The organism is Caballeronia sp. 11_S32, assembly GCF_056930355.1.
Genome location: NZ_JBXOWH010000005.1, coordinates 156,222 through 182,454 on the forward strand (window position 1 = coordinate 156,222; position 26,233 = coordinate 182,454).

General features: G+C 62.3%; 19 protein-coding genes. 14 read left to right on the forward strand and 5 right to left on the reverse strand.

Translation table 11 applies throughout. From position 1 onward, the window contains the following. Positions 1 to 223: 223 nt before the first annotated feature. Both AC1Z32_RS35390 and AC1Z32_RS35395 read right to left on the reverse strand, forming a co-directional pair. Complete coding sequence (locus tag AC1Z32_RS35390) at positions 224 to 1,201, reverse strand: ParB/RepB/Spo0J family partition protein (protein ID WP_483483518.1); 978 nt, start codon at positions 1,199 to 1,201, stop codon at positions 224 to 226. Beyond that, complete coding sequence (locus tag AC1Z32_RS35395) at positions 1,198 to 2,409, reverse strand: ParA family protein (RefSeq protein WP_483483519.1); 1,212 nt, start codon at positions 2,407 to 2,409, stop codon at positions 1,198 to 1,200. The genes AC1Z32_RS35390 and AC1Z32_RS35395 overlap by 4 nt, the downstream gene beginning before the upstream one ends. 632 nt (positions 2,410 to 3,041) lie before the next feature. On the opposite strand from AC1Z32_RS35395, the gene AC1Z32_RS35400 reads away from it, so the two are divergent. Further along, on the forward strand, positions 3,042 to 4,448 hold the full coding sequence (locus AC1Z32_RS35400; protein WP_483483520.1) for a replication initiation protein: 1,407 nt from the start codon (positions 3,042 to 3,044) through the stop codon (positions 4,446 to 4,448). A gap of 46 nt (positions 4,449 to 4,494) precedes the next feature. On the opposite strand, the gene AC1Z32_RS35405 is transcribed toward AC1Z32_RS35400, so the two are convergent. Beyond that, complete coding sequence (locus AC1Z32_RS35405; RefSeq protein WP_483483521.1) at positions 4,495 to 5,700, reverse strand: YbfB/YjiJ family MFS transporter; 1,206 nt, start codon at positions 5,698 to 5,700, stop codon at positions 4,495 to 4,497. A gap of 284 nt (positions 5,701 to 5,984) precedes the next feature. Between AC1Z32_RS35405 and AC1Z32_RS35410 the strand changes: the two genes are divergently transcribed. From AC1Z32_RS35410 to AC1Z32_RS35425, 4 genes are all read left to right on the forward strand, one after another. After that, positions 5,985 to 6,176 (forward strand): hypothetical protein, encoded by a 192-nt coding sequence (locus AC1Z32_RS35410; protein WP_483483522.1) that lies wholly within the window; start codon positions 5,985 to 5,987, stop codon positions 6,174 to 6,176. Positions 6,177 to 6,205: 29 nt separating this feature from the next. Next, the gene (locus AC1Z32_RS35415; protein ID WP_483483523.1) at positions 6,206 to 8,317 is read left to right on the forward strand and encodes a phosphocholine-specific phospholipase C; all 2,112 of its coding nucleotides are present in this window, start codon (positions 6,206 to 6,208) and stop codon (positions 8,315 to 8,317) included. A 370-nt stretch (positions 8,318 to 8,687) separates the two neighbouring features. Continuing rightward, the gene (locus AC1Z32_RS35420; RefSeq protein ID WP_483483524.1) at positions 8,688 to 9,134 is read left to right on the forward strand and encodes an NUDIX hydrolase; all 447 of its coding nucleotides are present in this window, start codon (positions 8,688 to 8,690) and stop codon (positions 9,132 to 9,134) included. Positions 9,135 to 9,326: 192 nt separating this feature from the next. Further along, positions 9,327 to 9,455, forward strand: a complete 129-nt coding sequence (locus AC1Z32_RS35425; RefSeq protein ID WP_483483525.1) for a hypothetical protein — start codon at positions 9,327 to 9,329, stop codon at positions 9,453 to 9,455. Positions 9,456 to 9,870: 415 nt separating this feature from the next. On the opposite strand, the gene AC1Z32_RS35430 is transcribed toward AC1Z32_RS35425, so the two are convergent. Beyond that, on the reverse strand, positions 9,871 to 10,179 hold the full coding sequence (locus AC1Z32_RS35430) for a hypothetical protein (RefSeq protein WP_483483526.1): 309 nt from the start codon (positions 10,177 to 10,179) through the stop codon (positions 9,871 to 9,873). Positions 10,180 to 10,438: 259 nt separating this feature from the next. Between AC1Z32_RS35430 and AC1Z32_RS35435 the strand changes: the two genes are divergently transcribed. From AC1Z32_RS35435 to AC1Z32_RS35450, 4 genes are all read left to right on the forward strand, one after another. After that, positions 10,439 to 11,800 carry a glucosamine inositolphosphorylceramide transferase family protein gene (locus AC1Z32_RS35435; RefSeq protein WP_483483527.1) on the forward strand — a complete coding sequence of 454 codons (1,362 nt, stop codon included), beginning with the start codon at positions 10,439 to 10,441 and terminating at the stop codon, positions 11,798 to 11,800. Between the two features lie 271 nt (positions 11,801 to 12,071). Next, positions 12,072 to 13,205: a glycosyltransferase family 4 protein gene (locus AC1Z32_RS35440; protein WP_483483528.1), complete on the forward strand. Its 1,134-nt coding sequence runs from the start codon at positions 12,072 to 12,074 to the stop codon at positions 13,203 to 13,205. A gap of 47 nt (positions 13,206 to 13,252) precedes the next feature. Next, the gene (gene asnB / locus AC1Z32_RS35445) at positions 13,253 to 15,274 is read left to right on the forward strand and encodes an asparagine synthase (glutamine-hydrolyzing) (protein ID WP_483483529.1); all 2,022 of its coding nucleotides are present in this window, start codon (positions 13,253 to 13,255) and stop codon (positions 15,272 to 15,274) included. A 354-nt stretch (positions 15,275 to 15,628) separates the two neighbouring features. Next, positions 15,629 to 16,992 (forward strand): IS3 family transposase gene (locus tag AC1Z32_RS35450; protein ID WP_483482470.1). Its coding sequence is split into 2 segments (ribosomal slippage): positions 15,629 to 16,100 and positions 16,100 to 16,992, totalling 1,365 coding nucleotides; the frame shifts between segments, so codons are not numbered across the junction. A 91-nt stretch (positions 16,993 to 17,083) separates the two neighbouring features. Here AC1Z32_RS35450 and AC1Z32_RS35455 read toward each other — a convergent pair. Beyond that, positions 17,084 to 18,232: an MraY family glycosyltransferase gene (locus AC1Z32_RS35455; RefSeq protein WP_483483530.1), complete on the reverse strand. Its 1,149-nt coding sequence runs from the start codon at positions 18,230 to 18,232 to the stop codon at positions 17,084 to 17,086. 784 nt (positions 18,233 to 19,016) lie between these two features. Between AC1Z32_RS35455 and AC1Z32_RS35460 the strand changes: the two genes are divergently transcribed. The 5 genes from AC1Z32_RS35460 (at position 19,017) to AC1Z32_RS35480 (ending at position 26,222) form a co-directional block, all read left to right on the forward strand. Further along, positions 19,017 to 21,257 (forward strand): polysaccharide biosynthesis tyrosine autokinase, encoded by a 2,241-nt coding sequence (locus AC1Z32_RS35460; RefSeq protein WP_483483531.1) that lies wholly within the window; start codon positions 19,017 to 19,019, stop codon positions 21,255 to 21,257. Positions 21,258 to 21,357: 100 nt separating this feature from the next. After that, a complete protein-coding gene (gene tviB, locus AC1Z32_RS35465) occupies positions 21,358 to 22,635 on the forward strand; it encodes a Vi polysaccharide biosynthesis UDP-N-acetylglucosamine C-6 dehydrogenase TviB (protein WP_483483532.1) in 1,278 nt (425 codons plus the stop codon). Between the two features lie 152 nt (positions 22,636 to 22,787). Next, positions 22,788 to 23,999: a glycosyltransferase family 4 protein gene (locus AC1Z32_RS35470; RefSeq protein ID WP_483483533.1), complete on the forward strand. Its 1,212-nt coding sequence runs from the start codon at positions 22,788 to 22,790 to the stop codon at positions 23,997 to 23,999. After that, entirely contained in the window at positions 23,992 to 25,062 is a 1,071-nt protein-coding gene (locus AC1Z32_RS35475) for an SDR family oxidoreductase (protein ID WP_483483534.1), read from the forward strand. Before AC1Z32_RS35470 ends, AC1Z32_RS35475 begins: the two co-directional genes overlap by 8 nt. Beyond that, positions 25,059 to 26,222 (forward strand): glycosyltransferase family 4 protein, encoded by a 1,164-nt coding sequence (locus AC1Z32_RS35480; protein ID WP_483483535.1) that lies wholly within the window; start codon positions 25,059 to 25,061, stop codon positions 26,220 to 26,222. The genes AC1Z32_RS35475 and AC1Z32_RS35480 overlap by 4 nt, the downstream gene beginning before the upstream one ends. Positions 26,223 to 26,233 lie beyond the last annotated feature (11 nt).

Consider the following 26,233-nt stretch of genomic DNA (forward strand, 5'->3'; position numbering starts at 1 on the left):
CCTCGCGTACAGACTGCAACCTGCGCAAAGTAGAAGATCCCGCGGCGCAAACAATCCCGTATCAACCAAGGACTCCATGCGGCACGACGCGCGCCGATGCGCCTCAAACGTCTCCTCCCTTCATACCACGCAGGTGTCCGGATTCGGACACTGCCCCGCAGGAGAATCACGAGGCTCCAGCGAAGGACATAAAAAAACCCGCCGAAGCGGGCTTTCCTCGCGGTCACTCAGACTGTATCGAAAACATCTTTCCTATATGCTCTCGCAGTTGATTCTCTTGTTCCTCAGTCATCACGCCGGCCTTGAACTTGAACGTCAATCCCTTGACGTCCTTCGTGATGCTTCCCGCCTGCACCTTTCCTGCGAATATCTTCAAAATACTGCGGCCTCCGGAATCAGTCGCGGATTCTCCGCGGCTCGCCTGAGCGCTTAAGCTCGCCGCGACCTTGGTCTGTACGAGATCACCCGATAGAACCTGTGGCCAAAGTTCTTGAAGCGCTTTGAGTCCCTGCTCGCCGGACTTTTTCAGCGCGTTGGCAATATCCTGCGCCGACGACGCACCCAGCACCGACGGATTCAAATCAAGATCCCGCTTCACAAAATCCGGAAGGGCGTCGTACGCAAGAAACCGATAGAGGTCGCTACGCGTGATGCCCATCGCTTCGGCAAGACGAGTACGATTTGGAAACTCCGCTTCGGCTCGACGAATAGCAATCGCGATCTCGTAATCGGAAAGATCGTCGCGCGTCACGTTTTCCATCAAAGCCAACGCCGCCATATCCTGATCGGTGCATTCGATCACCACAGCGCGAATCGTCGGCTTATTGATGAGTTTATGCGCCCGCCAGCGACGTTCCCCCGCGACGAGTTGAAACCCGTCTCCGAGGCGGCGAACTGTCACCGCCTGGAGCAATCCCACCTCGCCGATCGATCGCGCCAACTCGGAGAGCTTGCTCTCGCTGAATTGGCGACGCGGTTGCCATGGATTCGGCACAATGCCGTCGACGGAAATTTCCGTCTCCACGCCTCTAGACTCGAGTTCCTGGATTCGTAGCTGAGCCGCTGCCAACGCACTCGTGATCCCCGGCATCGTCTGCGGCCCGCGGTTCGTCTTGTCCTTCTTGTTCTCACCTTTAAAATCAGCCGGCTTGGGCAAGTTGGCCGTCTTGGCCATCAGTTGCTCTCTAATGTTATTGCTCATGCCGACTCCTTCCACGATTTGACGAACATATCATCCAGCCACTTGGCATATTGCATCATGGGCTGTCGCACTCGTTGAAGCGATTTCGCCGTGGAGTGTGTACTGACGACATCGAGCGCAGTCGAGAAAGAAAGTGCCCCGCCACTCATCACCGAACTCGAAGGAATCTCAAAAGGATCGAGCCACCGGCCATACGCACTTTGCGCCCACTGACGGACTACCGGCGCCGAGGACGTCTTCCCGTAATCGACCTTCGACAGCAAGATGGAGATGAAGTCGTATACCTTGTCCTCCTCGTAGGGGAGGAAGTCTTCCGCGACATCCGAAAACAGCCGCCAAAACGCCAACGAACTAATGAAGTCGAGATTCTCGGGAATCATCGGCATGACCAATGCGTCTGCTGCAAGCAGCGCATTGAGATTCATATAGGACAGCGACGGCGACGTATCGATCAAGATGTAGTCGTATTGCGAACGCAGGGGTTCGAGCCCCTCACGCAAGACGGCCCAGAATCGATATCCCTGAATCGTCTTCTGACGAGCGGGCAACAGAAACTCCGCTCCATATAAGAATGTGTGACCCGGGATGATGTCGAGTCCGTCCCAATACGTCGACTGCACGCTCGCGCCCAAGCCACCTTCTACATTCTGGTCGTAGATGTACGGCAACACCGTATCGTCACCGGAGATTTCCTTCTCGGCATAGAGGCCGCACAACTCCGATGCTGAGGCTTGCGGATCGAGATCGATGAGCAGCACCTTGCGGCCAAGGAGCGTCAGTGCTTGCGCCAGGCAAACGGTCGTCGTGGTCTTCGCCGACCCGCCTTTCAATTGAGCAGTCGTCAGCACCTTGCCCCGGAAGGTGCTTTCGCCGTCGTCCAGACGCGTCTGATAAATGTCCGACGCCAACTTCACCCACATCCGAACCTCAGGCAAAGTAAACGTCCGGCTGCGACCACTGCCATTCAATGTGCCTGCAGGTAGGCCTCCCTCGCCCTTGGTCACCAGATACTGAATCTGCTGCCGCGTCAGATTGCACATCTCGGCCAGCTCACTGATCGTATAAAACGGCGCGAGCTTGCGCGGGCGAGGAGCGAGGATCTGCTCCCGAAGGTTGTCCGAAAAGGGTTCCAGGTTATCCGCGAACTCTGCCACTTCGCGAAGCGTGACCTTCCGGTCTTCCATAGGTAGGGTGCCTACGTTTGCCATTCTGCGCTTTCTCCTTGTATTGACGCTGAAGCGCAGAATACACGAATACGCGTAAACAAGGGTGCATTGCGCGGACATTTAACCGCTCGGCCAATGGTCAGCACGCATTTCCTTGATTTTGAAGCGTTTTTTCGGCCTCTAGAACCACAGAACCGCGGTTTTCTCCGTCTCCCGTCCATTATCCGCTTCCGTCGCCGTTCGATGACTCGTGCACGCACAAAAACCGCCCCAGGGGTGCTTTTTGTGCAAGACCGCTTTCCCTTGTTTTTTCAAGCACTTAGCGAGCGTGAGGCGGCGTTTCGCCCGTAAACTTTCAATCTGGTTCGTTTTGTTTTTTGTAAACCTAGACCCACCCACTAACAAACAGAGCCACCATTTTTCCTTTTAAATCAAGCGCCAACCCTGTGGATAGGGACGCTTTTTGTGAAGCGCGGGGTGGTTTTTGTGAGTGGCCAGGCGCAAATTGGGCAGGAAGGGGCGGAAATTGTGGCGACCGGGGCGGTAATTGTGATCGTCCTGCGCGGCCGGGACGGTTTTTGTGCGGATAACGTGTCAAAGAGCCGGGGTGGTTTTTGTGTTGACACCCCTTGCTCGCCTGATAGAGTGCCGGGGATCGAAGCCGAATCGGACGCATGGAAAACCCAGATTTCACTGTCACCCCGCAGCAGTTGGCGCTGGACATCTACGAAGATATGTCCGGACAGGGCTCGGCCATCTGCGAATCGACGAGGGACATCGGTTTCCTGCGCAACAACATCTTCACGCGCGTCGGCGGCCTTGGCATTGCCGCGCGGCGGGTGCTGGATGCGGCGTACTTCATCGTCGCGACGAAGGCGCCCGAGGAACTGATCGACGACAAGGTCTACACGTTCAGCGCCGACATCAACTACTTCAAGTGGCTGATGCGCTACGACAGCCGCAATCACAGTCACCTCATCGCGCAGATGAGAGCCGCGGCGCGCGCGCGCGTCGAAATAATGACCGCGCCCTCGATCGAGGAACTGACGGAGAAGGACTCGTGGGGAACGATCAGCCTGCTGGGTGACTGCTACATTGAGCGCAATGTCGTTTGCATCCTGCTGGCCGGACGTGTGATCAAGTATCTGATCAGCCCGTACAAAGCGCACTGGTTGAGTCTGCGCGCATCGACGGCTTTTTCGCTGTCTCTCGCCCGCGCCATTTACGACCGCCTCATTCCGTGCCAAGGCCACGGCGTGACCGAGTGGTTCCCGTATGAAGACGTGCTGGAGTGGCCGGGCAAGGTCGGCGAGTCGCGCAAGGAAGTGAAGGAGTTCAAGAAGCGCTTCCTCGAGCCCGCGATCGACCAGCTCAACGAAGTCTCGGATTTCGACGTCAGTTGGGAGCCCAATGCCGAGCGAGTCGCGCCTGAGAAGCTGAAAATCCGCTTTCGCTTCACGAAGAAGCAGGGCGTTGATGCGGCGCGCGCCGGCATTCAGGATTCGATGTATCTCATGCTGCACAACGAATTCGCCTTCGATACGCCCGACTTCGAGCGCCTCGCCAAGCGCCGCGACATCTGGACGGACGAGCGGCTCGAGCAGGCGATCGAATACACGCGTTTCAAGCTCAACGAAGGCAAGGTGACGGTCAGCCCGCGCGGCTATCTGTTCAAGGCGCTCGAGGGCAATTACCGGATCGGCGAAGCGGACCGGAAGATGGCGTCCATCAAGGCCCGGCAACTCGAGGACGACAAAAAGGAGCGTCGCTCGCGAGACAGCGCGCAGGCGCATCTCGAAGCCAGCATCCAGGCTCAGAACGATACGGCGAAAGCCAAGATGAGCGAAGAGATCCGCGCGGGCCGCGACTACTTCGAGTCAGTCGACGCGCCGGCGCGCAAGGATCTGTGCCACTCGTTCGTGAGCCAGCTGATTCCGCAGCGGCTCATCGAGAAGCAGGGGCTTTTACGCGAGAGCCTGAGCGCGGATAACATCCTGACGGTCAATCGCGTGGTCGCCGACGCGTTCTGTTCTCACGTCTACGTGAAGATGAAAAAGGCGCGCGCAGGCAGCCCGCTCTGATCTTCGGCGAACGATACGAATTCGTTCGGAATCCTGCTCACTCCCATCATCCCGGTTGCGCGACCGCGTTCAACGGCTTCTGACAGCCCGCGAGCAACGCGCCCGCCGCCAGCACCAGCGCGGAATAGACGAGACCGCGCGTCAGCCCCGCGCTGTCCGACACCCGTCCGATCACCACCGGACCGACGATCTGCCCGAACGCGAACACGATCGTGAAGGCGTTGATGCCGCCCGGCCACTGAGTCGCCGGCAAATTGTGCCGCACGAAGGCCGTCGTCGAGGCCACCGCGGAGAGGAACGTCGCGCCGAACAGCGTACCCGAAACGAACGCCGCGAGCGGATGCGCGATCATCGCGGGAATGACGGTCGCGGCCGCGAGCAGGGCGTTGAGGATCGCGAGCGCCTGTCCTCCGCGCATGCGATCCAGAAGCCCCGACCACATTCGCGCCGAGACGACCGTCGCCACGCCAAGAAGGATATAGAAGCCGCTCACCACGGCCGGGCTCATCCCCGCGTTGCGAAGCAGCGCGACGATGAAGGTCATGTAGCCGATATAGCCGATGCCGAAGCAGCCATACCCGGCAAGCGCGAGCGCGAAGCGGCGCCGTCGCAGGGGGCCGATGGAAGCGCGCGCGCCGTGACGCGTGGAGGAAAGCGGCTGCGCGGTTTCGATCCGCCGCGTGGCCCACACGGCGATGCCCGAAAACGCGGCGCAGGCCGCGGCGAGCGCGAACCACGCGAAACGCCATCCGTGCGCGACGGGCAGCACCGCGAGCGGAACGAGTATCGATGAAATCACGATGCCCCAGCCCGTGCCGCCGTAATAGAGGCCGATCACGAGTCCCGCATCGCGCGGAGACAGCGACGCGAGCCGCGCCGCAAGCACACCGCCGCTCACGAAGATGAGCGCGCTGCCGATGCCCGTCGCGACGCGCAGCATGAGCAGGGCATCGGTATCGGTCGTCGTTCCGCTCGCCGCCATCAACAGCGCCGTCAGCGCGCAGCCCGCGACGAACATCGAGCGCGCGGCGAAGCGCATCGACAATCGGGAGAAGACGAGCGCGCCGAGCAGATAGCCGAAGGCGTTCGCCGTGTTCATCGCGCCGGCTTGCGCGAAGTTCCACGCGAGATCGAGCCGCATTGGCGGAAGAAGCAGCGCGTAGGAGAAGCGCGCGAGCCCGAGCGCAATGGCGCTGCCGAGCGACAACGCCACCGCGAGCAGGAGCGCTTGCCTGCGATTGGTCTCGTCCATGTTCGCGCGGAACGAAGCAGCGCTGGTTTCGAAAGGGTCTCCATCTGCATCGTTACGCTCTATCACGCTCTTGTCGTCCTTATATGTCGTCGATCTGCCGGCCTATGGTATCGCGGACCGGTCACATTGCTTACACAAGCGGTGGCTAAGCTTCGCAGCGCTGCGTCGATCCGCACGACCGAAGCCGGAGATTCCCGATGTCGACTGTTCCAGGCCGCCACGTCATCGTGGCGCGATTCATCCTTTGCGGTTGCGCAATCGTTTGCGCTTGTAGCAAGCCGGACGTGGACGCCTCATCATCGGTCGCCGCGGCGCGCAGCGAGCCGTCCGCACTACCCGCAACAAGCGCAACGAGCGAGCTCCAGAACTGGGCGAAGCAAGCCACAGGCGGCGCATCCGATCAGGCCGCGCGGCCCGCCATGGCACGGGGCGCGTCGGAGCCGCTCGCGACACCGGTGATTCACACGGTGGACTGACCCTTCCTACTCACTTCCCCGCGAAACGCATGAAAAACAAGAACCGTCGTGACTTTCTGCGCGCGGCCGTAGAGGCCGCAGGTGCGACCGCCGCGCTCAACGTGATGCCGCTCGGCATTCGCCAGGCGCTCGCGATTCCGGCGAACAGCCGTCATGGATCGATCGAGGATATCGAGCATATCGTCGTGCTCATGCAGGAGAATCGCTCGTTCGATCACTACTTCGGCACCTTGCGCGGCGTGCGCGGCTTCGGCGACAGGAGCGCCGTGACGCTGCCCAATGGCAAGCCGGTCTTCAACCAGCCGATCGCGGCGGGCGCGGGCGAAGTGCTGCCGTTTCATCCGGGCGCGTCGAATCTCGGCCTGCAGTTTCTGCAAGACCTGCCGCACGGCTGGAAAGACGGGCAGGGCGCGTTCCACGGCGGCCTGTACGACCAGTGGGTGCCGTTCAAAGGCACGACGACGATGGCGTACCTGCAACGCGACGACATCCCGTTCCACTATCAGCTCGCCGATGCCTTCACGATCTGTGATGCCTATCACTGCTCGACCAACACATCGACCGATCCGAACCGCTACTACATGTGGACGGGCTATGTCGGCAACGACGGCACCGGCGGCGGCCCGGTCGTCGACAACGCGGAGGCCGGCTACGGCTGGTCGACGTTTCCCGAAGTGCTGGAGCGCGCGGGCATCTCCTGGAAGATCTATCAGGACACGGGCAGCGGGCTCGACGCGAAGAACTCGTGGGGCTGGACCGACGACGCCTACATCGGCAACTACGGCGACAACTCGCTGCTCTACTTCAAGCAGTATCAGAACGCGCAGCCGGGCAGTCCGCTCTACGAAAAAGCGCGGCGCGGCACGAACGCTGCAGCCGGCGACGACTACTTCGCGATCCTCAAGCGCGATGTCGCGGCCGGCACGCTGCCGCAAGTCTCGTGGATCGTCGCGCCCGAGGCGTTCTCCGAGCATCCGAACTGGCCCGCGAACTATGGCGCCTGGTATATCGATCAGGTGCTGCAAGTGCTGACATCGAACCCGGATGTCTGGAGCAAGACCGCGCTCCTCATCAACTACGACGAGAACGACGGCTTCTTCGATCATGTTGTTCCGCCGTTCCCGCCGACCTCGGACACGAACGGCCTCTCGACCGTCGATACGAGCGCGGAGATCTATCCGGGCAGCGCGGAGTACGCGAGCGGCCCCTATGGTCTCGGTGCGCGCGTGCCGATGCTCGTCGTATCGCCATGGTCGAAAGGTGGCTGGGTGTGCTCCGAGACCTTCGACCATACCTCGGTGATCCGCTTCATCCAGAAGCGCTTCGGCCGCGCGCACGGTCTCGACGAGCCGAACATCTCGCCGTGGCGCCGCGCGATCTGCGGCGACCTGACATCGGCATTCGATTTCCGCAATCCGAACAGCGCGATGCCCACGCTGCCGGGCACGAGCGCGTACGTTCCGGCCGACAAGCTGCGTCATCCGGACTACGTGCCCGTGCCGCCCGCCACGCAGACGATGCCAAAGCAGGAGGCCGGCGTGCGTGCCGCGCGCGCATTGCCTTACGAGCTCTTCGTGCGCACGCGGGCGGATGCGTCGAAGGACGCCGTCTCGTTCGACTTCGTCAACACGGGCAGCGCGGGCGCCGTCTTTCTGCTCTATCGCAATGCAAGCACCGACGCACCGCGCACGTACACCGTCGAGGCGCGCAAGCGTCTCGCGGATCGCGTCGCGGCGAATCCGGACGGCAGTTTCGATTTCGTCGTGCATGGCCCGAACGGCTTCCTTCGGCGGATCGCAGGCAAGACTGGCACGCAGCACGGCTGGTGGTCGCGCGAACAGGCGGCGCCGGAAGTCGCGGAAGGCTATGACGTCGCGAACGGAAATCTGCAATTGAGGCTCGTGAATCGCGGAACGGCGGCCTGCACGTTCCGCGTGACCAACGCCTACGATCCGTCGACGACCATCAGCCGGCGCGTGCGCGGCGGCGACACCGCGCAGGTCTATCTCGATCTGCGCGACGCGCATGGTTGGTATGACGTCGAAATCAAGGTCGACACGGATCGCGCATTCTTGCGACGTCTCGCGGGGCACGTCGAGACCGGACGCAGCAGCATGAGCGATCCCGCGCTCGGCGAATGACGCTTCACGCAGCGAAAGCTCCGCTGTAGGCATCGCCGGCCGCGTGCCAGCACGCGGCCGGCGCGGTTCATCGCATCTTTCTCTCTGCGCGAATCCAGCGGAACGGAGCCGGACAGACTCACTCCGCCGAAGCCGCGCGTTCCGACATCGGCCGGCAATTTTTGCTGCTTCTGGGCCGCAATGGGTGTGGTATTACCCACGTACGTGGGACATCACGCATTGCGCAGCGCGGCAAGGACTGTGAAGATCGAGTGTGCACACCGGTTCACCCAGCATCCGAGCGCCTGCGAATATATAAAAATGGCACGCCGCAGCGCCGGATCGCGCCGTCAATCCAATAACGAACCGGGGTGCGATACCGGAGACGGGGATGAGAGAACGAGCGACTGTACTGCTGGTTCGTCACCAGTCAGTACTCTTGGTTCGCGAACGCGGCGGTCCGTGGCTGCTGCCGGGTGGGACTGTGGGATATGACGAATTGACTATCGTTGCGGCAATCCGAGCGCTGCACGAAGATACGGGTCTCGAAGCGAGCGCGGCGGCCTTTCTGTTTCAACAGGTTTCCGCGCATCACTTGCATCACGTTTTTCGCATCGCGATACCGGATGACGTGCATCCGCGACCCGAAGCCGGAGGCAAACTCGATGAGCTGCTGTGGGTGGAGCCGTCGCGCGTCGGTCATGTGAGCATCACGCCGGGCACGCGGGCGATCCTGAATCGCGCGATGGGTCAGGGCTACGAGACGACGAGGTCCGCATGGCAGGGCGACAGCGTCAGAGCGGGTGCGGGCGCGGGCTTCGGCAGGCGCGGCCGCTAGCGCAATCTCGGGCGCCGTTGTCACCGCTGACGATCGTTTAACGTTTGCGTTTCTCGCGTAGGCGCATCTTCGCCGCAGAATGAATAATTTTTCGGCGAAGATGCGCCTATGCTACCGTCTGTGACGGCTGTCGGCGCTCGTTAGGCGGTACAACGAGCGCCGAAGCCTCGCTCTCGTTTGGCGGAGGAAACCATGAAACTCGTCAGCATGTTCGCCGGCACTGTCGGATTTGTCGCCGTGGTGGGGTTCTCGTTGCTGGCGGTGGCGGACATACTCTTGATGCCGTCGGACAGACCGATGGAGAAAGAGCGGCTCGCGTGAAAGCGCGGGCCTTGTCTCGCGGGTAACGAATAAATTGTCGGGTGAATAGGGCGACCGCTGCGAGCGAAAATCAAAGATCCGACGAAACTATTCGATTCGCGCAATGGTTTCTTTCAAAATCCCGATGCGGGCAGTTTAATTGCCTTACCGGCCTCTTTCCTGCTGCAAGTGTTCTGCACGCGCCCGCGTTCCTTCCGTGGCATGGAGTTCCCTCAAAGGCTGACCTACTGTGCCGCTGCGACCCTCGACGGGACGAACAGAGCCGGTTTCCCCCATCTGTTCAGCAATTTGCATTGGTGAGTTTCGTTGGAAAATCTTACTCACTGGTTGTCGAATTAAATCGCCCGATCGCCATGTGATAGAATTAGGAATAAATAGAAACTCATTCCGTCAAAACTTTCCACAGCGTGGTTTATCAAATGCTTGATTCAACGCGGATGAGCGCGGAGGAAGCATGACTGTCGTCGGTGTAATAGGCGCAATTGTTTTTTTCGCAATAATCGGCCTGGCTTTGCTGGCGGTGATCGATATTATTTTTTCGCCTTCGGCCGGCCAAGGGGCCGATCAAAAGAGCGGGCCTGCCCATAGGCGCCATACGTGGTATCGCAAATGGCGCGAGGTCGCTGTGCGCCGTGACGAGGCGCCTTGATCCACAAGGGTTCGCCAGCACCACCAAAGCAACTGCAATCACGTCTTCCTCACGATCGGCGATGCCCCATGCCACGCACGCCGACCGACACCCCGGCCAAGCGCTTCAGCACAGCCGTTCAAATCCCCTCCATTAATTAGCTCTGGGAACAGTGTGCGACAGCGCACCGCAAGCATTTTCCCCAGACCTTAGTCTTTCCTCGCCGCCAGTGGCGTCGAATGGACTGATGCTCGCTTCAAAAGCGCCAGCCATAGCGCAAAAAGACAGTTAAGCGTTTAGCTACGGACGGCTAATTCAGCCGACTTGAATATCTGCTGCTGCAACGAGAAAAAACATGGCGCAATCCACATTTCCTTCCGTGCTTCAGTGGTGGACGAACATCGAAAAGCGTCTCTATCGCGACGAGCCCGGCCACGCGCTCGAGCCCGGCGTTTCCGCCCGCGCGCCGCTCGTCGTGCTGTACGACGGTTACGAGAACATCGAAGCGCTGTGGAAGGCGCTGCTGCAATGCCGGACCCCGCATCTCCAGGTCGTATGGAAATCGCCCGATACTGGCGAAATGCGCCTGCTCGCGGAGTCGTATTTGGCCATACCGGAGAAGCTCTTCTTCCTGAAGTCGCTTCAGACGAGTCTCCTGCGTGTGGCCGTGCTCGTCGAGCGGGCGCAGAAGCGTCTGGACGCCGCTGCTTCTCCGCATGACTTTCCGCTCGTCAGAAGCGAGGCACAGCCGGCCCGCCTCTCGGCCTTCACGTCGGCATGCTTCGCGCTGCGGCATCTCGGCCGCAAGGTGCTGAACCAGCCGCTCAAGCTGCTCGTGCAGCGCGGACATTGGGTGCTGGCTTACCGGCGCACCGACTCGCCGCCCGAGCTGCGCGCCGAAAGCGGCATCGAGGGCGACGCGGGCCGCAACTGGATCACGCTGCCCGGCATGCCGACGCAGTTCCATGCCGATCCCTTCCTGTGGCGCGGCAAGAACGGCGACTATCACCTGTTCTTCGAAAGTCTTCCCTACGATACCAACCGCGGCACGATCAGCCATATCGCGTTCGATTCGGCCACGCAGTCGTGGCAGGAAACGCCGCGCGTGGTGCTCGATTGCAACTATCACCTGTCGTATCCGTTTCTGTTCGAGCATGAGGGCGAGATCTTCATGATTCCGGAGACCTGCGGCAACCGCACGATCGAGATGTACCGGGCGGCCACGTTCCCGACCGAATGGGTGCTGCACAAGGTGATCATGCGCGACGTCGTCGCGGCGGACACCACGCTTCATCACGACGGCAAAACCTGGTGGATGTTCACGAGCATCACCGAAGACGGCGGATCGAACTGGGACGAGCTGTCGATCTTCCACTCGGACAGCCCGTTCGGCGAATGGACCGCGCATCCGATGAATCCGGTCGTCTCCGACTGCCGCCTCGCGCGGATGGCCGGCAATCTCTTCAAGGACGCGCAGAACCGCCTGATCCGCCCCGCCCAGAACTGCGAGCGCGAATACGGCGCGGCGCTGACGTTTCGCGAGATCACCGAGCTCACGACCACGACCTATGCCGAACGGACGATGTCCGTGCGCAATCCGCCGCGCGGCCATCAGGGGCTGCATACGTGGAATGCGGTTGGCGGGATTACCGTCATCGATCTGAAGACGCAGCTTCGCAAGTGGAGTCCGTGGCGCGCCGGGATGAGGCGCGCATGAAGCGCAGGTCGCCCGGCGCCGGGCGCGCGCCGGCAAGGAATCCGGCGTGTGGCGCGTCGCACAGAGCGTGCGGCCGGCGCCGACATACATTGATGGTTCACCGGAGACCGAAACCCGCATCGCGCAGTGCCTCGCGCGTGCCTCGCACGAGTCCTTCGGCAAGGCAGCTCATCAACATAAAGCACACCCGTCAGCACGAGCATTGCCGCCCGCCACGCGCGCCGCGGTTGCCAGCGGACGGGCCCTTCGTAAAAAAACGGCAGCCGGGACCATGAAGCTTCTCCATGTCATCGTTGCGCTCAATGCGGACGGCGCTGAACGCATGCTTCAGCGCCTCATCGAGTCGCACATCGAAGATCCGCGGTTTCGTCACGTCGTGTGCTCGCTCACCACGACCGGCAAGATCGGCGAGGAGCTCGCCGCGCGCGGCATCGACGTGCATAGCCTCGGCATGCGCTCGCCGCTCGGGTTTCCGCGCGCGCTCCTGTGTCTCGTGAAGCTGATCCGCGAGGTGCGGCCCGACATTATCCAGACGTGGATGTATCACGCCGACTTCCTCGGCGGCCTGGCGGGGCGTCTCGCGGCGCACAAGCGCATCGTGTGGGGCGTGCGGACCACCGACGTCAGATCGGGCGGCTCGCGCGTCACCGTGCTGCTGCGCAAGATCTGCGCGTGGCTCTCTTACTACGTGCCGCAGACGATCGTCTGCGCGGCCGAGGCGTCGCGCCGGGCGCACGTTTCCGTCGGTTATGACGCGAGCCGCATGATGGTGGTGCCGAACGGCTTCGACGTGGCGCGTCTCTCGGCCACGCCCGAGCAACGCCGCGCGATCCGCGAGCAGTGCGGATTCGACGACAGGACGATCGTCGTCGGCGTTCTGGGGCGCTTTCATCCGGTGAAGGATCATCAGAATTTCGTGCGCGCGGCGGGCATGCTGGCCGCGCGCCATCCCGACGTGCGCTTCATGCTGGTCGGCCGTGATCTCGATGCGAACAATCGCGAGCTCGCCGACTGGATCGCGCAGACGGGATTCGCATCGCGCTTCGTGCTGGTCGGCGAGCGGCGCGACGTGCCCGCGTGCCTGTCGGCGATGGACGTGTTTTGCCTGTCCTCGCGCACCGAGGGATTCCCGAACGTGGTCGGCGAAGCGATGGCGATGGCGCTGCCATGTGTCGTCACCGACGTCGGCGATGCGGCCATGCTCGTCGCGAACACGGGCGTCGTCGTCGAAAAGGAAAACAGCGACGCACTCGCGGCGGGTCTGTCCCGCGTGGTCGACATGACATCCGACGAGCGCGTGCGTCTCGGTCAGATGGCGAAGGCGCGCATTCACGCCGAATTCACGATGATGCGCGCGCGGGAGCGTTTCGAAGATATCTACCTGCGGCTCGTCGCAGAAAAGTGAGCATCGCTTAAAGCGTGGCCTCTGGCCGCATTCGAAGGAGAACGAACATGTGCGGTATCGTCGGCTTTCTGGGTGGTCGCGGCATCGGACCCGGCGACTCGAAGACAACGGTCCGGAAGATGGCGCTCGCCATCGCCTATCGCGGACCCGACGACGCGGGCGACTGGACCGATGACCTGCGCGGCATCGCGCTGGGACATCGCCGGCTGGCGATTCAGGATCTCTCGGCGGCGGGGCATCAGCCGATGGCGTCGGCCAGCGGGCGTTATGTCATCGTTTTCAATGGCGAGATCTACAACCACTTCGATCTGCGCGAGCAGCTCGAGGACGCGCAACGCGCGCCCCAGTGGCGCGGCAGCTCCGACACCGAAACGCTGATGGCCGGCTTCGACGCATGGGGCATCCAGGCGACGATCGAGCGCGCGGTCGGCATGTTCGCGTTCGCCGTGTGGGACAGGCAGGAATGCCAGCTCACGCTCGCCCGCGACCGCATTGGCGAGAAGCCGCTCTACTACGGCTGGCAGGGCCACGGCGACGAAGCCGCGTTCGTGTTCGGCTCCGAGCTGAAAGCGCTGCGCGAGCATCCCGCGTTCGAGAACAACGTCGATCGCGGCGCGCTCACGCTGCAAATTCGCCACGGCTGCGTGAGCGCGCCGTATTCGATTTTCGAGGGTATCTACAAGCTCGAGCCGGGCAAGATGCTGTCCGTCTCGATGGAGCGGCGCGAGCCGCGCGTCTGGTCGTACTGGTCCGGCGTCGAGGCGGCCGTCAACGGGGCCGCGCGCGGTTTTGCGGGCAGCGCGGAAGACGCCGTAGACGAGCTGGAGCACCTGCTCAAGGACGCGATCCGCCAGCAGATGCTTTCCGATGTGCCGCTCGGCGCGTTTCTGTCGGGCGGCGTGGATTCGTCGACGATCGTCGCGCTGATGCAGACGCAGTCGTCGCGTCCGGTCAAGACGTTCACGATCGGCTTCAACGAAAGCGACTTCGATGAAGCGAAGCTCGCGAAGGCCGTCTCCGCGCATCTCGGCACCGAGCACACGGAGCTGTACGTGACGGCGCGCCAGGCGCTCGACGTGATCCCGCGCCTGCCCGAGCTTTACGACGAGCCTTTCGCCGATTCATCGCAGGTGCCGACCTTCCTCGTATCGCAACTGGCGAGGCAGCACGTGACCGTCTCGCTGTCCGGCGACGCCGGCGACGAGCTCTTCTGCGGCTATCAGCGCTATCGGACCGCGCCCGGCATGTGGGACAAGATGACCGTGCTGCCGGCGCCGCTGCGCAAGCTGGCGGCATCGGGCATCGTCGGGATTTCGCCCAAGCGCTGGAACAGCATGGCGGGGTTCATGGAGCCGATTTTGCCGTCGTCGCTGCGCGGCGTGAAGGTCGGCGACAAGCTGCACAAGGGCGCGCAACTGCTGTCGTGCAAGACGCGCGACGAGGTGTATCTGCATCTCATGTCGCAATGGAACGACCCGGCGGCGCTCGTGATCGGCGGCCGCCAGCCGCCCACGCTGATGACCGGCAACGCGCCGGCCTTCACCGGCCTCGACGACGTCCAGCGCATGATGGCGCTCGACATGATCACCTATCTGCCCGACGACATCCTCACGAAGGTCGATCGCGCCGCGATGGGCGTGTCGCTCGAAACGCGCGTGCCGTTCCTCGATCATCGCGTCGTGGAGTTCGCATGGCGGCTGCCGCAATCGATGAAGGTGCGCGACGGGCAAACCAAATGGGCGCTGCGCCAGGTGCTCTACCGGCATGTGCCGCGTGCAATGATCGAGCGGCCCAAGCAGGGCTTCGGCGTGCCGATCACGCACTGGCTGCGCGGCGAACTCCGCGACTGGGCGGAAGCCTTGCTCGATGCGTCGCGGCTGCGCCGCGAGGGCTTCTTCGACGCGGATATCGTGCGCGCGAAGTGGCAGCAGCATCTGTCGGGCGAGCAGAACTGGCATCGGCAGCTGTGGAACGTGCTGATGTTCCAGTTGTGGCTGGAGCATCAGCAGGCTTCGTCGATTCCTTTGTTCACGTCCCGCACGGCCGATCTCGCGGGCGTGGCGAGCTGAGACGCCGCACGCTACGAATCAAGCAGGAAAACGAAGGCCCTGGTCGATCAGACCAGGGCCTTTTGTCTTGTCTCGTGCGCCGTTTGCGGCGATTCGTCACGCGATGCTCGATGCACGTCGAAGCGGCTTGCTCACATCGAGATACAAAAAGGCCTTGATCGATCGTGAACCAGGCCATTCATTCATCGCCGACGCATTGTCGTGTATCGCGCCGGATTCGGATCGCTTTCTCCCGCTGTAAATGCAGAGCCCATATTGGCGCACATAACCACACACGCAAAAGACAAAGGCCCTGGTCGCGTGAACTGCACCCCAAAAGTTGGACACCCGTTCAACGATTTGGGGTGTTTTTTCATGAGCAAGTACAGCGCACGACTCAAGCGCAGAGTCGTTCAAGACTATTTGTCAGGCGAGCGCGGTGGTTTCGCAGAGGTGGGGCGTCAACATGGCGTGGGCCATGGCACGGTGCGTAAATGGGTGGCGGCGTGGCGGGCGCATGGCGAGGCGGCGCTTAAGAGGAAGTACAGTTTCTACGACGGCCCATTCAAACTGAAGGTGCTGCAGTTCATGCACACCAAGGCCCTGTCGTGCCGAGAGACGGCCGCGATCTTCGATATCCGCAATCCGAGCGCGATTAATGTCTGGAAGCGCCGGTATGATTCGGGAGGTATGCAGGCCCTTGAGCCGCGCCCCCGAGGACGCTCCGTGAAGCAACCCAAGTCATCTGCGCCAGCTGTTTCGTCCAAACCCGACGAGGCCCGCACGAAGGAAGAGCTCCTGAAGGAGCTGAACTATCTGCGCATGGAGAATGCGTACCTAAAAAAACTCGATGCCTTGATCCGCTCGGAAAGCCCTACAGCGCAGCGCAAAAAGCGCAAGTAGTGGCCGGGTTGAGGCATGAGTTTGCGCTCGACGGCCTGCTGAAAGTGGCCGGCCTGGCGCGCAGCACGTTCTACTACCAATGCAAGGCTTCACGCAAGGCGGACAAACACGCGCAGCTCAAGGCGCGTATTCGTTCTGTCTTCGAGCAGCACAAAGGGCGTTATGGCTATCGACGCATTACTCACGCAGTCCGGCATTTGGGCACGGTTGTGAATCACAAGACCGTCCAGCGGTTGATGCACCTCATGAAACTGAAGTCGCTGGTGCGCCCGAAGAAGTTTCAGGCCTTCCGCGGGACGGTGGGACGGGTTGCGCCGAACGTGCTGCAAAGACAGTTCGATGCCGCGGGGCCGAACCAGAAGTGGGTCACCGATATCACTGAATTCCGGGTGGGCGAGCGAAAGCTTTATCTATCGCCGGTGCTGGATCTGTATAACGGCGAGATCATCGCCTACGAGACGGCCACTCGTCCGGCATTCGCGATGGTCGCCAACATGATCAAAAAGGCGTTCAGAAGGCTGGAAGTCGATGATCGCCCCTTGGTGCACTCGGATCAAGGCTGGCACTATCAGATGGGCGCTTACCAGGCGTTGCTCTCGCAACGAGCCCTGACGCAAAGCATGTCGCGCAAGGGCAACTGCCACGACAACGCCACCATGGAAAGCTTCTTCGGCACTTTGAAGTCGGAGTTCTTCTACCCCAACCACTTCGAGAGCATCGAAGCCCTTCAGGCCGGAATCAGACGCTACATTCACTACTACAATCACCACCGCATCAAGCTGAAGCTGAAAGGGCTGAGTCCTGTGATGTACAGAACTCAGCCCTTAGCGGCCTAGCCCAAAACTGTCCAACTTTGCGGGGTCAGTTCAGCGCCGACCAGGGCCTCTTTTCGGGTTTTACCAGTCACCGGCGCGCGCCGCGCCGGAATTACGACCTTTCGGATTGCTTGTGATGCGTCTGCTCGGGAACGGCGCCGGCGCCGGTGACGATGCCCTGACTGCTGACCAGCCAGCGCGGCGTCCTGAACCGCACGATCGCCGTGTACAGCCAGACGTACGCGACGACGAACACGACGGCCGTGACCGCGAGCACCACCGGGTTGTGCCAGAAGAGCGAGGCGGGCACGATGCCGATCATGCTCAGCACCCACAGATACGGCGACGTGCGCGCGTTTCTGCGCTGCCGCTGACGGGGGTCCGTGCCCTTGCGCACGACGCGCTTGAAGATCAGCGTGTGAAGATGGATGCCGTCGGGCGCACCGACCGGCCGGCCCCGCACGATCCTGCGTCGATAGATCGAGAACAGCGTCTCGAAGGCCGGATAAATGGCGACGACGATCGCATACCACGCGCAGATGTTCGGGTGCCTCGCCACGAGCAGCACCAGCAGTTCAGCGATCGTGAAGCCGATGAAATAGGCACCGCCGTCGCCGAGGAAAATGGACGCGGCGGGGTAGTTCCAGATCGCGAAGCCGCCGATCGCGCCGATCATCGTGAGCGCGACGCTCATCACGAGCCAGTCTCCGACCTCGTGCGCGACATAACCGATCGAGCCGAAGATCAGGATCGAAACGACCGCGGCGAGCCCGTTGAAACCATCGATGATATTGACCGCGTTAGTGAGCCCCGCGACGGCGAGCACCGTCAGACCGATCGCGATGGGCGCGACGGAGAGGATCGGATCGACGAGCGGCAGGTCCACGCGACCGATCACGCCGTTGAGCAGGAAAACACCCACGAGCGCCGCCAGCATCGCGCTCAGAAGGCGCGCTCTGACGCTCACGCGCTTGGTCAGGTCCTCGATCACGCCGCTCGCGAACGCGGGCGCCGCGCAGAGCAGCAGCAGCATGGATTCGCCGAGCGGATTTCCGTCGAAGACCGTGCCGCCGAGCGTAAAGGTCACGCAGGCCGCGACCATCAATGCAATACCGCCGATTCTCGGAACCGGATAGGAATGGTTCTTTTGAACACCTTTCAAGTCATGATCCAGGGAGAGCGCCCCGTAGCGTCCCCCGAATCGAACAATAAGTAGCGTCATGCAGAAAGAACTGATGAAGCCAAGCGCAAGGTTTAACATTTTTTTCACTCACGAAGAGGGCGCATCTCTTTTCGAATATCAAAACCCGAAAACGTATGTTAGGTACAACCCCAGTCATTGTCCACGGGTTTATAGCGCTTTAATGTGTGAAACCGAGCCAACTATGATTATATTGGGATTTCCCCCGATTATTCATACAAACCGGTTTTTAAAATCAAAGAGAAATACCGGTTTGGCAAAGAGTTTTAGAAAATCGGAATTGATAAATCGTGATTCGTCGGTGCGCAAACACACCTTCGTATGCATTTTGGTGGAGGTCGGTACGTTCTGCTTCACGAGCGGGGTCGTGAGCCTCTTTTCTACCGCCAGCAAGGGCTAGAGGCCTGCTGATTGTCAGCGAAAAAATGTCCGGAAACCGCCTGCAGGCTGAACCGGTTTTCTTCTTATAATTAGCAGACCGGTTAACAGCGATTATATGTGCGGTGCCGCGCATACAACAAGGTGCGCTGTGATAATTTTCGATCTGGTCAAATGGCCCGCATACTCAAAAAATTCTTAAAAATGCGCGAATGAACACTTGGCCGCGGTGAAAGGTTCGTTAAACAACAAAAATCGTCTGGTGGTATTTCTCTTTTTTTGAGTCGTGTGTTTCAATACGACTGCAATGCCGGGGCGGGATTTTAACGGCCTCGAATGGCAGGTCAGAAGTCATCAATACATATTGGGTTTGCGTCCTTTTGAAGGGCGCGCTGATGGTGTTTCGATCCGCATCCGGTGTGCACTCCGCGCGCCGGTCCCATAAGAGCCAGTAACGAGACGTTCCATGAAAGTTAAAAATCAGGCGTCAGTCTTAACGGCCGAGACCGACAACGAGATCGAGCTCACCTCGATCCTCGAAACGCTGGGCCGTCACTGGAAGATGATCGCGGCGACCGTGGCGATCGTTTTCACCCTCGGGGTGGTGTATGCATTCTTCTCATCACCGATTTATCAGGCGGGCATGCTCGTCAAGGTCGACGAGTCGACCGCCGCGCCGCAGGGCGATCCGCGCGACATGGTGAGGACAGCCGCGTCGATGTTCGATCAGCGGGCGACGGCCGAAGGCGAGATCCAGGTCATCGGCTCGAAGTTCGTGCTCGGCCCCGTCGTCGATGCGCTCAAGCTCTATATCCAGGCCGCGCCGCATCGCTTCCCGATCGTCGGCGGCATGATCGCGCGCATGAGCGACGAAACGTCGACGCCGGGCCTCTTCGGCCGCGGCGGCTACGCGTGGGGCGCCGAGTCGATCGACGTTTCCGCGTTCGACGTGCCGCGCAAATATGAAGGCAAGGAGTACACGCTCCGCTATCTCGGCAACGGCCAGTATCAGGTGCGCGGCCCGGGCGTCGAGACGGGTGTCGGCGGCCAGGTCGGCGCCGTGCAGCGCTTCGACACCGATGCGGGCCCGATCTCGCTGCTCGTGAGCTTCATCCACGGCGAGAAGGGTGTCGAGTTCGATCTCACGCGCAACTCGCGCACGTCCGCTATCGACCGGCTGCAGAACACGCTGCTGATCGCCGAGCAGGGCAACAAGTCGGGCGTGATCAGCACGACGCTCGAGGGCAAGGACCCGGTGCTCGTGGCGGCGACGATCAACGAGCTGTCGCGCATGTACGTCAAGCAGAACGCCGACCGCCGCGGGATCAACGCCGAGAAGTCGCTCGAGTATCTTGAGCAGCAGCTTCCGGACGCCAAGCGTCAGATGGAAACGGCGGAGGACAACTACAACGCCTACCGTAACAGCCGCACGCTGTTCAACCCGGACGAGGAAGGCCGCATTGTCATGCAGCAGGCCTCCCAGGCGGATGCCCAGTTGCTCGACCTCAAGCGCCGTCGTTCGGACCTGGCGATCCACTTTTCGGCGGCTCACCCGAGCGTCGTGGTGATCGACCAGCAGATCGCGGCGACCGAGAAGTACATCAACGACCTCGCGGCGCGCGTCAAGGCGATGCCGGCGGCCGAGCAGGGCGCGCTTCGCCTGCAGCGCGATGTGCGCGTGACCACCGACGTGTATTCGGCTCTGCGCAACAACATCGAGACGATGCGTCTCATCAAGGCAGGCCGCGTGCCCACGGTGGAACTGCTCGACCGCGCCGAAGTGCCCGAGCGTCCCGTCAAGCCGGTCAAGGCGCTCGTGCTCGTGATGGCGGCTGGCATCGGCCTCTTCCTCGGCATCGTGCTGGCTTTCGCGCGCGACTTCCTGTTCAAGGGCGTGCTGGATCCGAAGGAACTGGAATCGAAGACGGGTCTTTCGGTGTTCGCGACCATTCCGGACAGCGAGCGCCAGAAAGAGCTGGCGAAGCGCATCGCCGACAAGGCGCCGGAGCAGCTCGCACTCGCCTCGCGGTATCCGACCGACCCGGCCGTCGAAGGGCTGCGCATGATGCGCTCCTCCCTGCACCACGCGCTGATGGACGCGCCGAACAACGTCGTGATGCTGGCCGGCCCGCTGCCGGGCATCGGCAAGTCGTTCGTGTCGGCGAACCTGGCGACCCTGCTGGCGGCCGGCGGCAAGCGCGTGCTGCTCGTCGATTGCGATCTGCGCCGTGGCCACCTGAACCAGTACTTCGGCCTGCCGCGCGGCAAGGGCCTCGTGGATATCGTCAACGGCTCGAGCACGCTCGAAGAGACCGTGCATCGTTCGGTGCTGAACAACCTCGACTTCGTCCAGGCCGGCTTCTATCCGCCGGACCCGGCCGAGCTGCTCCTGTCGAATGCGTTCACGGAATCGGTGAGCCGCGCATCGGAGGACTACGACATCGTGTTGCTCGACGCACCGGCGATCCTGGCTGTGTCGGACACGGCGATCATGGCGCCCGTCGCGGGCTCGATCTTCCTCGTCGCGCGTTATGGGGATACGCGCTCCGGGGAAATCTCGGAGTCCGTGAAGCGGTTGGAACAGTCGGGCGCGAGCGTCACCGGCGTGCTGCTCAACGGCTTCAAGGTGCATTACGGCAACTACGCCCAGGCGCGCCAATACGGCGGCTACGCCTACGCTGCCTACAAGGCCGACAAGGAAGACTAGAGGCTGACTCATCGGGCATCCGCTCCTGTTGGACTCTGAATCAAAAAGTACTACTAATCAAACCAAACGTCCTGAGTGTGTAAAACGAGGAGAAGTGAATATGTTCTCGCCGCATGAGTTGAAACTCGGCATTGTGGGTCTGGGCTACGTGGGCCTGCCGCTCGCCGTGGAATTTGGCAAGCGTCATCCTGTCGTCGGATTCGATATCAACCGCGCGCGCATCAACGCGCTGCGCGAAGGCCGCGATGTCACGCTCGAAGTCGACGATGCCGAACTGGCCTCGGCCACCTTCATGCAATACAGCGCGGATGTCGAGGATCTGCGCAGCTGCACCGTCTTCATCGCCACCGTGCCGACGCCGATCGACCACTACAAGCGTCCGGATCTCTCGCCGCTGATCGGCGCGTCGACGACCATCGGCAGCGTGCTGAAGAAGGGCGACGTCGTCATCTATGAATCGACGGTTTATCCGGGCGCGACCGAAGAAGAGTGCGTGCCGGTGCTCGAAAAGATGTCGGGCCTCAAGTTCAACGAGGACTTCTTCGTCGGCTATAGCCCGGAGCGCATCAACCCGGGCGACAAGTCGCACCGTCTGCCGGACATCAAGAAGGTGACGTCCGGATCGACGCCCGAAGTGGCCGATTTCGTCGACGAGTTGTATCGCGGAATCATCGCGGCGGGCACGCACAAGGCGAGCAGCATTCGCGTGGCGGAAGCGGCCAAGGTGATCGAGAACACGCAGCGCGACGTCAACATCGCGCTCATCAACGAACTCTCGATCATCTTCAACAAGATGAATATCGATACCGAGTCCGTGCTGCTCGCGGCGGGCACGAAGTGGAACTTCATCCCGTTCCGTCCGGGCCTCGTGGGCGGCCACTGCATCGGCGTGGACCCGTACTACCTGACGCACAAGGCGCAGGCGATCGGCTATCACCCGGAGATCATCCTCGCCGGGCGCCGCCTGAACGACAGCATGGGCAACTATGTGGTCTCGCAGCTCGTGAAGACCATGACCAAGCGCGATATCGCCATCTCGGGCGCGCGCGTGCTCATCATGGGCCTCACCTTCAAGGAGAACTGCCCCGACCTGCGCAACACGCGCGTGGTCGACATCATCGCCGACCTCAAGGAATACGGCGTCCAGGTGGACGTGTACGACCCGTGGGTGTCGAAGGAAGAGGCGCATCACGAGTACGGCATCGATCCGATCGACCAGCCGGCCAAGGGCATCTACGACGCGATCGTGCTCGCCGTGGCACACCGCCAGTTCGCCGATGAAGGCGCGGAAGGCATTCACGCCTACGGCAAGGCGCAGCACGTCCTGTGCGACCTCAAATACGTCCTGCCGCCCGAGGCGAGCGACATGCGTCTCTGAGGCTGGAGCGTCATCGGAAGACGGGCGAGGCCAGGGAATGAGGGCCACGTCCGCATCGGCCGATGCACCCCGTCGCACAACATCGCCGCGGTTCGGCCCTCGACGTTCGGGGGTTGCCCGCGGCGATGTCCACCGGACGTTCGGAGTCTGCAATGAAGATGCCCAAGGTAGTTCTGTACGCCAACACCGATTGGTATCTATATAACTTTCGTCTTTCGTTCGCTCGCAAACTGCGCGACGCGGGTTTCGAGGTCATTCTGTTGTCACCGGACGGCGAATACGGCCCGAAGCTGCGCGATCTGGGCTTTCGCTGGCATGCGGTGCCGATGAACCGCCGCAGCCTGAATCCGCTGCGCGAGCTCGCGCTCGTGCTGTGGCTCGCGCGCTTTTTCCGCCGCGAAAAGCCGCAGCTCGTGCACGGCTTCACGATCAAGAGCGCGGTGTACGGCTCGTTCGCGAGCAAGCTGGCCGGCGTGCCGGCGCGCGTGAACGCGGTGGCGGGCATGGGCTACGTCTTCACGAGCCGCGACCTCAAGGCGCGGCTCCTGAAGCCGGTCGTGCGCTCGGTGATGCGCTCGGCGCTGAACGGCCGCGACAGCATTCTCGTCCTGCAGAATCCGGACGACATCAAGCTGTTCGAGGCCGCGCGCATCGTCGAGAAGAATGGAATCCGGCTCATCAAGGGGTCGGGCGTCGATCTGACGCGCTTCAAGGTGCGCGAGGAATCGCCGGAAGACGCGACGAGGCCGCTGCGCGTGCTGCTGGCGGCGCGGCTCGTGTGGGACAAGGGCATCGAGGAATATGTGGAGGCCGCGCGCATGCTGCGGCGCGAGAACCGCACCGTGCGCTTCCTGCTCGCGGGCTCGCCCGATGACGGCAATCCGGCGTCGGTGAGCACGGCGATGGTGCAGGGCTGGGTGAAGGAAGGGCTCGTCGAATGGCTCGGCCACGTGAGCGACATGCCGAAGCTGTTCAAGGAAGTGGATGTGATGGCGCTGCCGAGCTATCGCGAAGGGCTGCCGAAAGCGTTGATCGAAGCCGCCGGTTGCGCATTGCCGCTGATCACGACGGATGCGCCGGGCTGCCGCGAAGTGGTGAGCGAGTCGGGCGTCGACGGTTTGCAGGTGCCGGTGCGCGACGCCGGCGCGCTCGCCGATGCGATCCGCACGCTCGACGACGATCGCGCGCTCGCGAGAAAGCTCGGCCTCGCCGCGCGCGAAAAGGCGCTCAAGAATTTCGACGAACGCATCGTGATCGAGAAGACGCTCGCCGTGTATCGCGAGCTGGTGCCCTCGATCGTGATTGAAGGCGAGCGCCGCGAGCATGCCGCGCCCGTCGGTCAATTTGGAGACTTTCATGTCTGATCGTTACGAATCGGTCCGTGAACAACTGAAGAGCCACCCGCAGAAGTGGCTGATCACCGGTGTCGCCGGCTTCATCGGCTCGAACCTGCTCGAAGCGCTGCTCAAGCTGGATCAGGAAGTCGTCGGGCTCGACAACTTCGCGACCGGCCATCAGCGCAATCTGGACGAGGTGCGCTCGCTCGTGACGCCCGCGCAATGGAGCCACTTCCGCTTCATCGAGGGCGACATCCGCAATCTCGACGACTGCCGCGCCGCGGTGAAGGGCGCCGCGCACGTGCTGCACGAAGCCGCGCTCGGCTCGGTGCCGCGCTCGGTGAACGACCCGATCACGACGCACGAAGTCAACATCAGCGGCTTTCTGAACATGCTCGTCGCCGCGCGCGACGCGAAAGTGGAAAGCTTCACGTACGCGGCGTCCAGCTCGACCTATGGCGACCATCCTGGCCTGCCGAAGGTCGAGGACCGCATCGGCCAGCCGCTTTCGCCGTATGCGGTGACGAAGTATGCGAACGAGCTGTACGCATCGGTGTTCGCGCGCACCTACGGCCTGAACGCCATCGGCCTGCGTTATTTCAACGTGTTCGGCAAGCGCCAGGACCCGGACGGCGCGTATGCGGCCGTGATCCCGAAGTGGACCGCCGCGCTCATCGACGACGAGCAGGTGACCATCAACGGCGATGGCGAAACGAGCCGCGATTTCTGCTTCATCGACAACGTGGTGCAGATGAACATCCTCGCGGCAACATCCGGCGCCGACGCGCGCAACCAGGTCTACAACGTCGCGGTCGGCGACCGCACGACACTCAATCAGCTATACGATGGCCTGAAGCGCGTGCTCGCCGATAACGGCGTGGTGAATGACGGCAGCGCGGTGTACGCGCCGTTCCGCGCCGGCGACGTGCGCCATTCGCAGGCCAATGTCGACAAGGCCGCGCAACTGCTCGGCTATGCGAACGCGATTCCGCTCGCCGACGGTCTCGCGATCGCGATGCCCTGGTACATCCGCTTCCTTTCCGGGCGGCGCGTGCCGGCCGAAGCCGACATGGCGACGAGGACCGCATGAAGATCGTCGTTTTCATCTACTCGATGCACGGCGGCGGCGCGGAGCGCGTCACCGCGAATCTCGCGAACGAGTGGGCGGCGCTCGGCTGGGACGTGACCGTCGTCACGCTGACGGCCGGTGAAGGCGATGTCTATCCGTTCCATCCGGGCGTGAAGCGCATCGAGCTGGGTCTCGCGGGCGGCGTGGAAGGCGGCGGCTTCGTGCGCACGCTGATGTCGAACGTGAAGCGCGTGCTGGCCTTCCGCAAGGTGCTGCGCGAGACCAAGCCGACCGTTGCGCTCGGCGTCATGGCAACCGCCAACGTGCTCGCCGTGCTCGCGGGCATCGGCCTGCCGTACAAGATCATCGCGAGCGAGCACACGCATCCGCCGCGGGCGCCGCTCACGCCGTTCTGGGAGCGCCTGCGCCGCCTGACATACCGCTTCGCGGACAAGGTCGTCGCGCTCACCGACGAAACCCGGCAATGGATCGAGACATATTGCGGCTGCACCGACGTGAAGGTGATTCCGCCGCCGTTCACGCTGCCGATCGCGCGCACGAACCCGATCATCGAGCCGAAGAGCGTCGTGCGCGATGACCGGCGCGTGCTGCTCGCGGTCGGCCGGCTGTCGCCGGAAAAGGGCTTCGACAGTCTCATCGACGCGTTCAGGAAGATCGCCGGCGCGCTGCCGCAATGGGACCTCGTGATCGTCGGCGAAGGCCAGGCGCGCGCGAGCCTCGAGCGCCGCGTCGACGAGGCGAAGCTGCATGGCCGCGTGTTCCTGCCGGGCCGCGCGGGCAACGTCGCGGACTGGTACGAGCGCGCGGATCTCTACGTGCTGAGCTCGCGCTTCGAAGGCTTTTCGATGACGCTCGTCGAAGCCATGGCGAGCGGCTGCGCCGCGGTCAGTTACGACTGCGATTCCGGGCCGCGCGTGATCGTCACGCCCGGCACGAACGGCCTGCTCGTGAAGCCGGTCGGCGATGCGAACGCGCTCGCCGAAGCGCTCGAAACGCTGATGAACGACGACGCCGAACGGCATCGCATGGCGCTCTGCGCAACCTCCGTCAACGAGACCTTCGCGCTGCCGAAGACCATCGCGCTGTGGCAGGAAGTATTCGAAGCGTCCGGCGTGGCGGTTCCGCGGCGCGCGAGCCTGCGCGTTCCCGGCAAAGCATGAGGAGCCGCAGC

Coding starts and splice junctions, on each gene's coding strand:
- AC1Z32_RS35390 (WP_483483518.1), bottom strand. CDS start 1,201: ATGAGCAATAACATTAGAGAGCAACTGATGGCCAAGACGGCCAACTTG.
- AC1Z32_RS35415 (WP_483483523.1), top strand. CDS start 6,206: ATGAAAAACAAGAACCGTCGTGACTTTCTGCGCGCGGCCGTAGAGGCC.
- AC1Z32_RS35405 (WP_483483521.1), bottom strand. CDS start 5,700: ATGGACGAGACCAATCGCAGGCAAGCGCTCCTGCTCGCGGTGGCGTTG.
- AC1Z32_RS35475 (WP_483483534.1), top strand. CDS start 23,992: ATGTCTGATCGTTACGAATCGGTCCGTGAACAACTGAAGAGCCACCCG.
- AC1Z32_RS35395 (WP_483483519.1), bottom strand. CDS start 2,409: ATGGCAAACGTAGGCACCCTACCTATGGAAGACCGGAAGGTCACGCTT.
- tviB (WP_483483532.1), top strand. CDS start 21,358: ATGTTCTCGCCGCATGAGTTGAAACTCGGCATTGTGGGTCTGGGCTAC.
- AC1Z32_RS35470 (WP_483483533.1), top strand. CDS start 22,788: ATGAAGATGCCCAAGGTAGTTCTGTACGCCAACACCGATTGGTATCTA.
- AC1Z32_RS35455 (WP_483483530.1), bottom strand. CDS start 18,232: ATGTTAAACCTTGCGCTTGGCTTCATCAGTTCTTTCTGCATGACGCTA.
- AC1Z32_RS35420 (WP_483483524.1), top strand. CDS start 8,688: ATGAGAGAACGAGCGACTGTACTGCTGGTTCGTCACCAGTCAGTACTC.
- AC1Z32_RS35400 (WP_483483520.1), top strand. CDS start 3,042: ATGGAAAACCCAGATTTCACTGTCACCCCGCAGCAGTTGGCGCTGGAC.
- AC1Z32_RS35440 (WP_483483528.1), top strand. CDS start 12,072: ATGAAGCTTCTCCATGTCATCGTTGCGCTCAATGCGGACGGCGCTGAA.
- AC1Z32_RS35425 (WP_483483525.1), top strand. CDS start 9,327: ATGAAACTCGTCAGCATGTTCGCCGGCACTGTCGGATTTGTCGCCGTG.
- AC1Z32_RS35435 (WP_483483527.1), top strand. CDS start 10,439: ATGGCGCAATCCACATTTCCTTCCGTGCTTCAGTGGTGGACGAACATC.
- asnB (WP_483483529.1), top strand. CDS start 13,253: ATGTGCGGTATCGTCGGCTTTCTGGGTGGTCGCGGCATCGGACCCGGC.
- AC1Z32_RS35480 (WP_483483535.1), top strand. CDS start 25,059: ATGAAGATCGTCGTTTTCATCTACTCGATGCACGGCGGCGGCGCGGAG.
- AC1Z32_RS35460 (WP_483483531.1), top strand. CDS start 19,017: ATGAAAGTTAAAAATCAGGCGTCAGTCTTAACGGCCGAGACCGACAAC.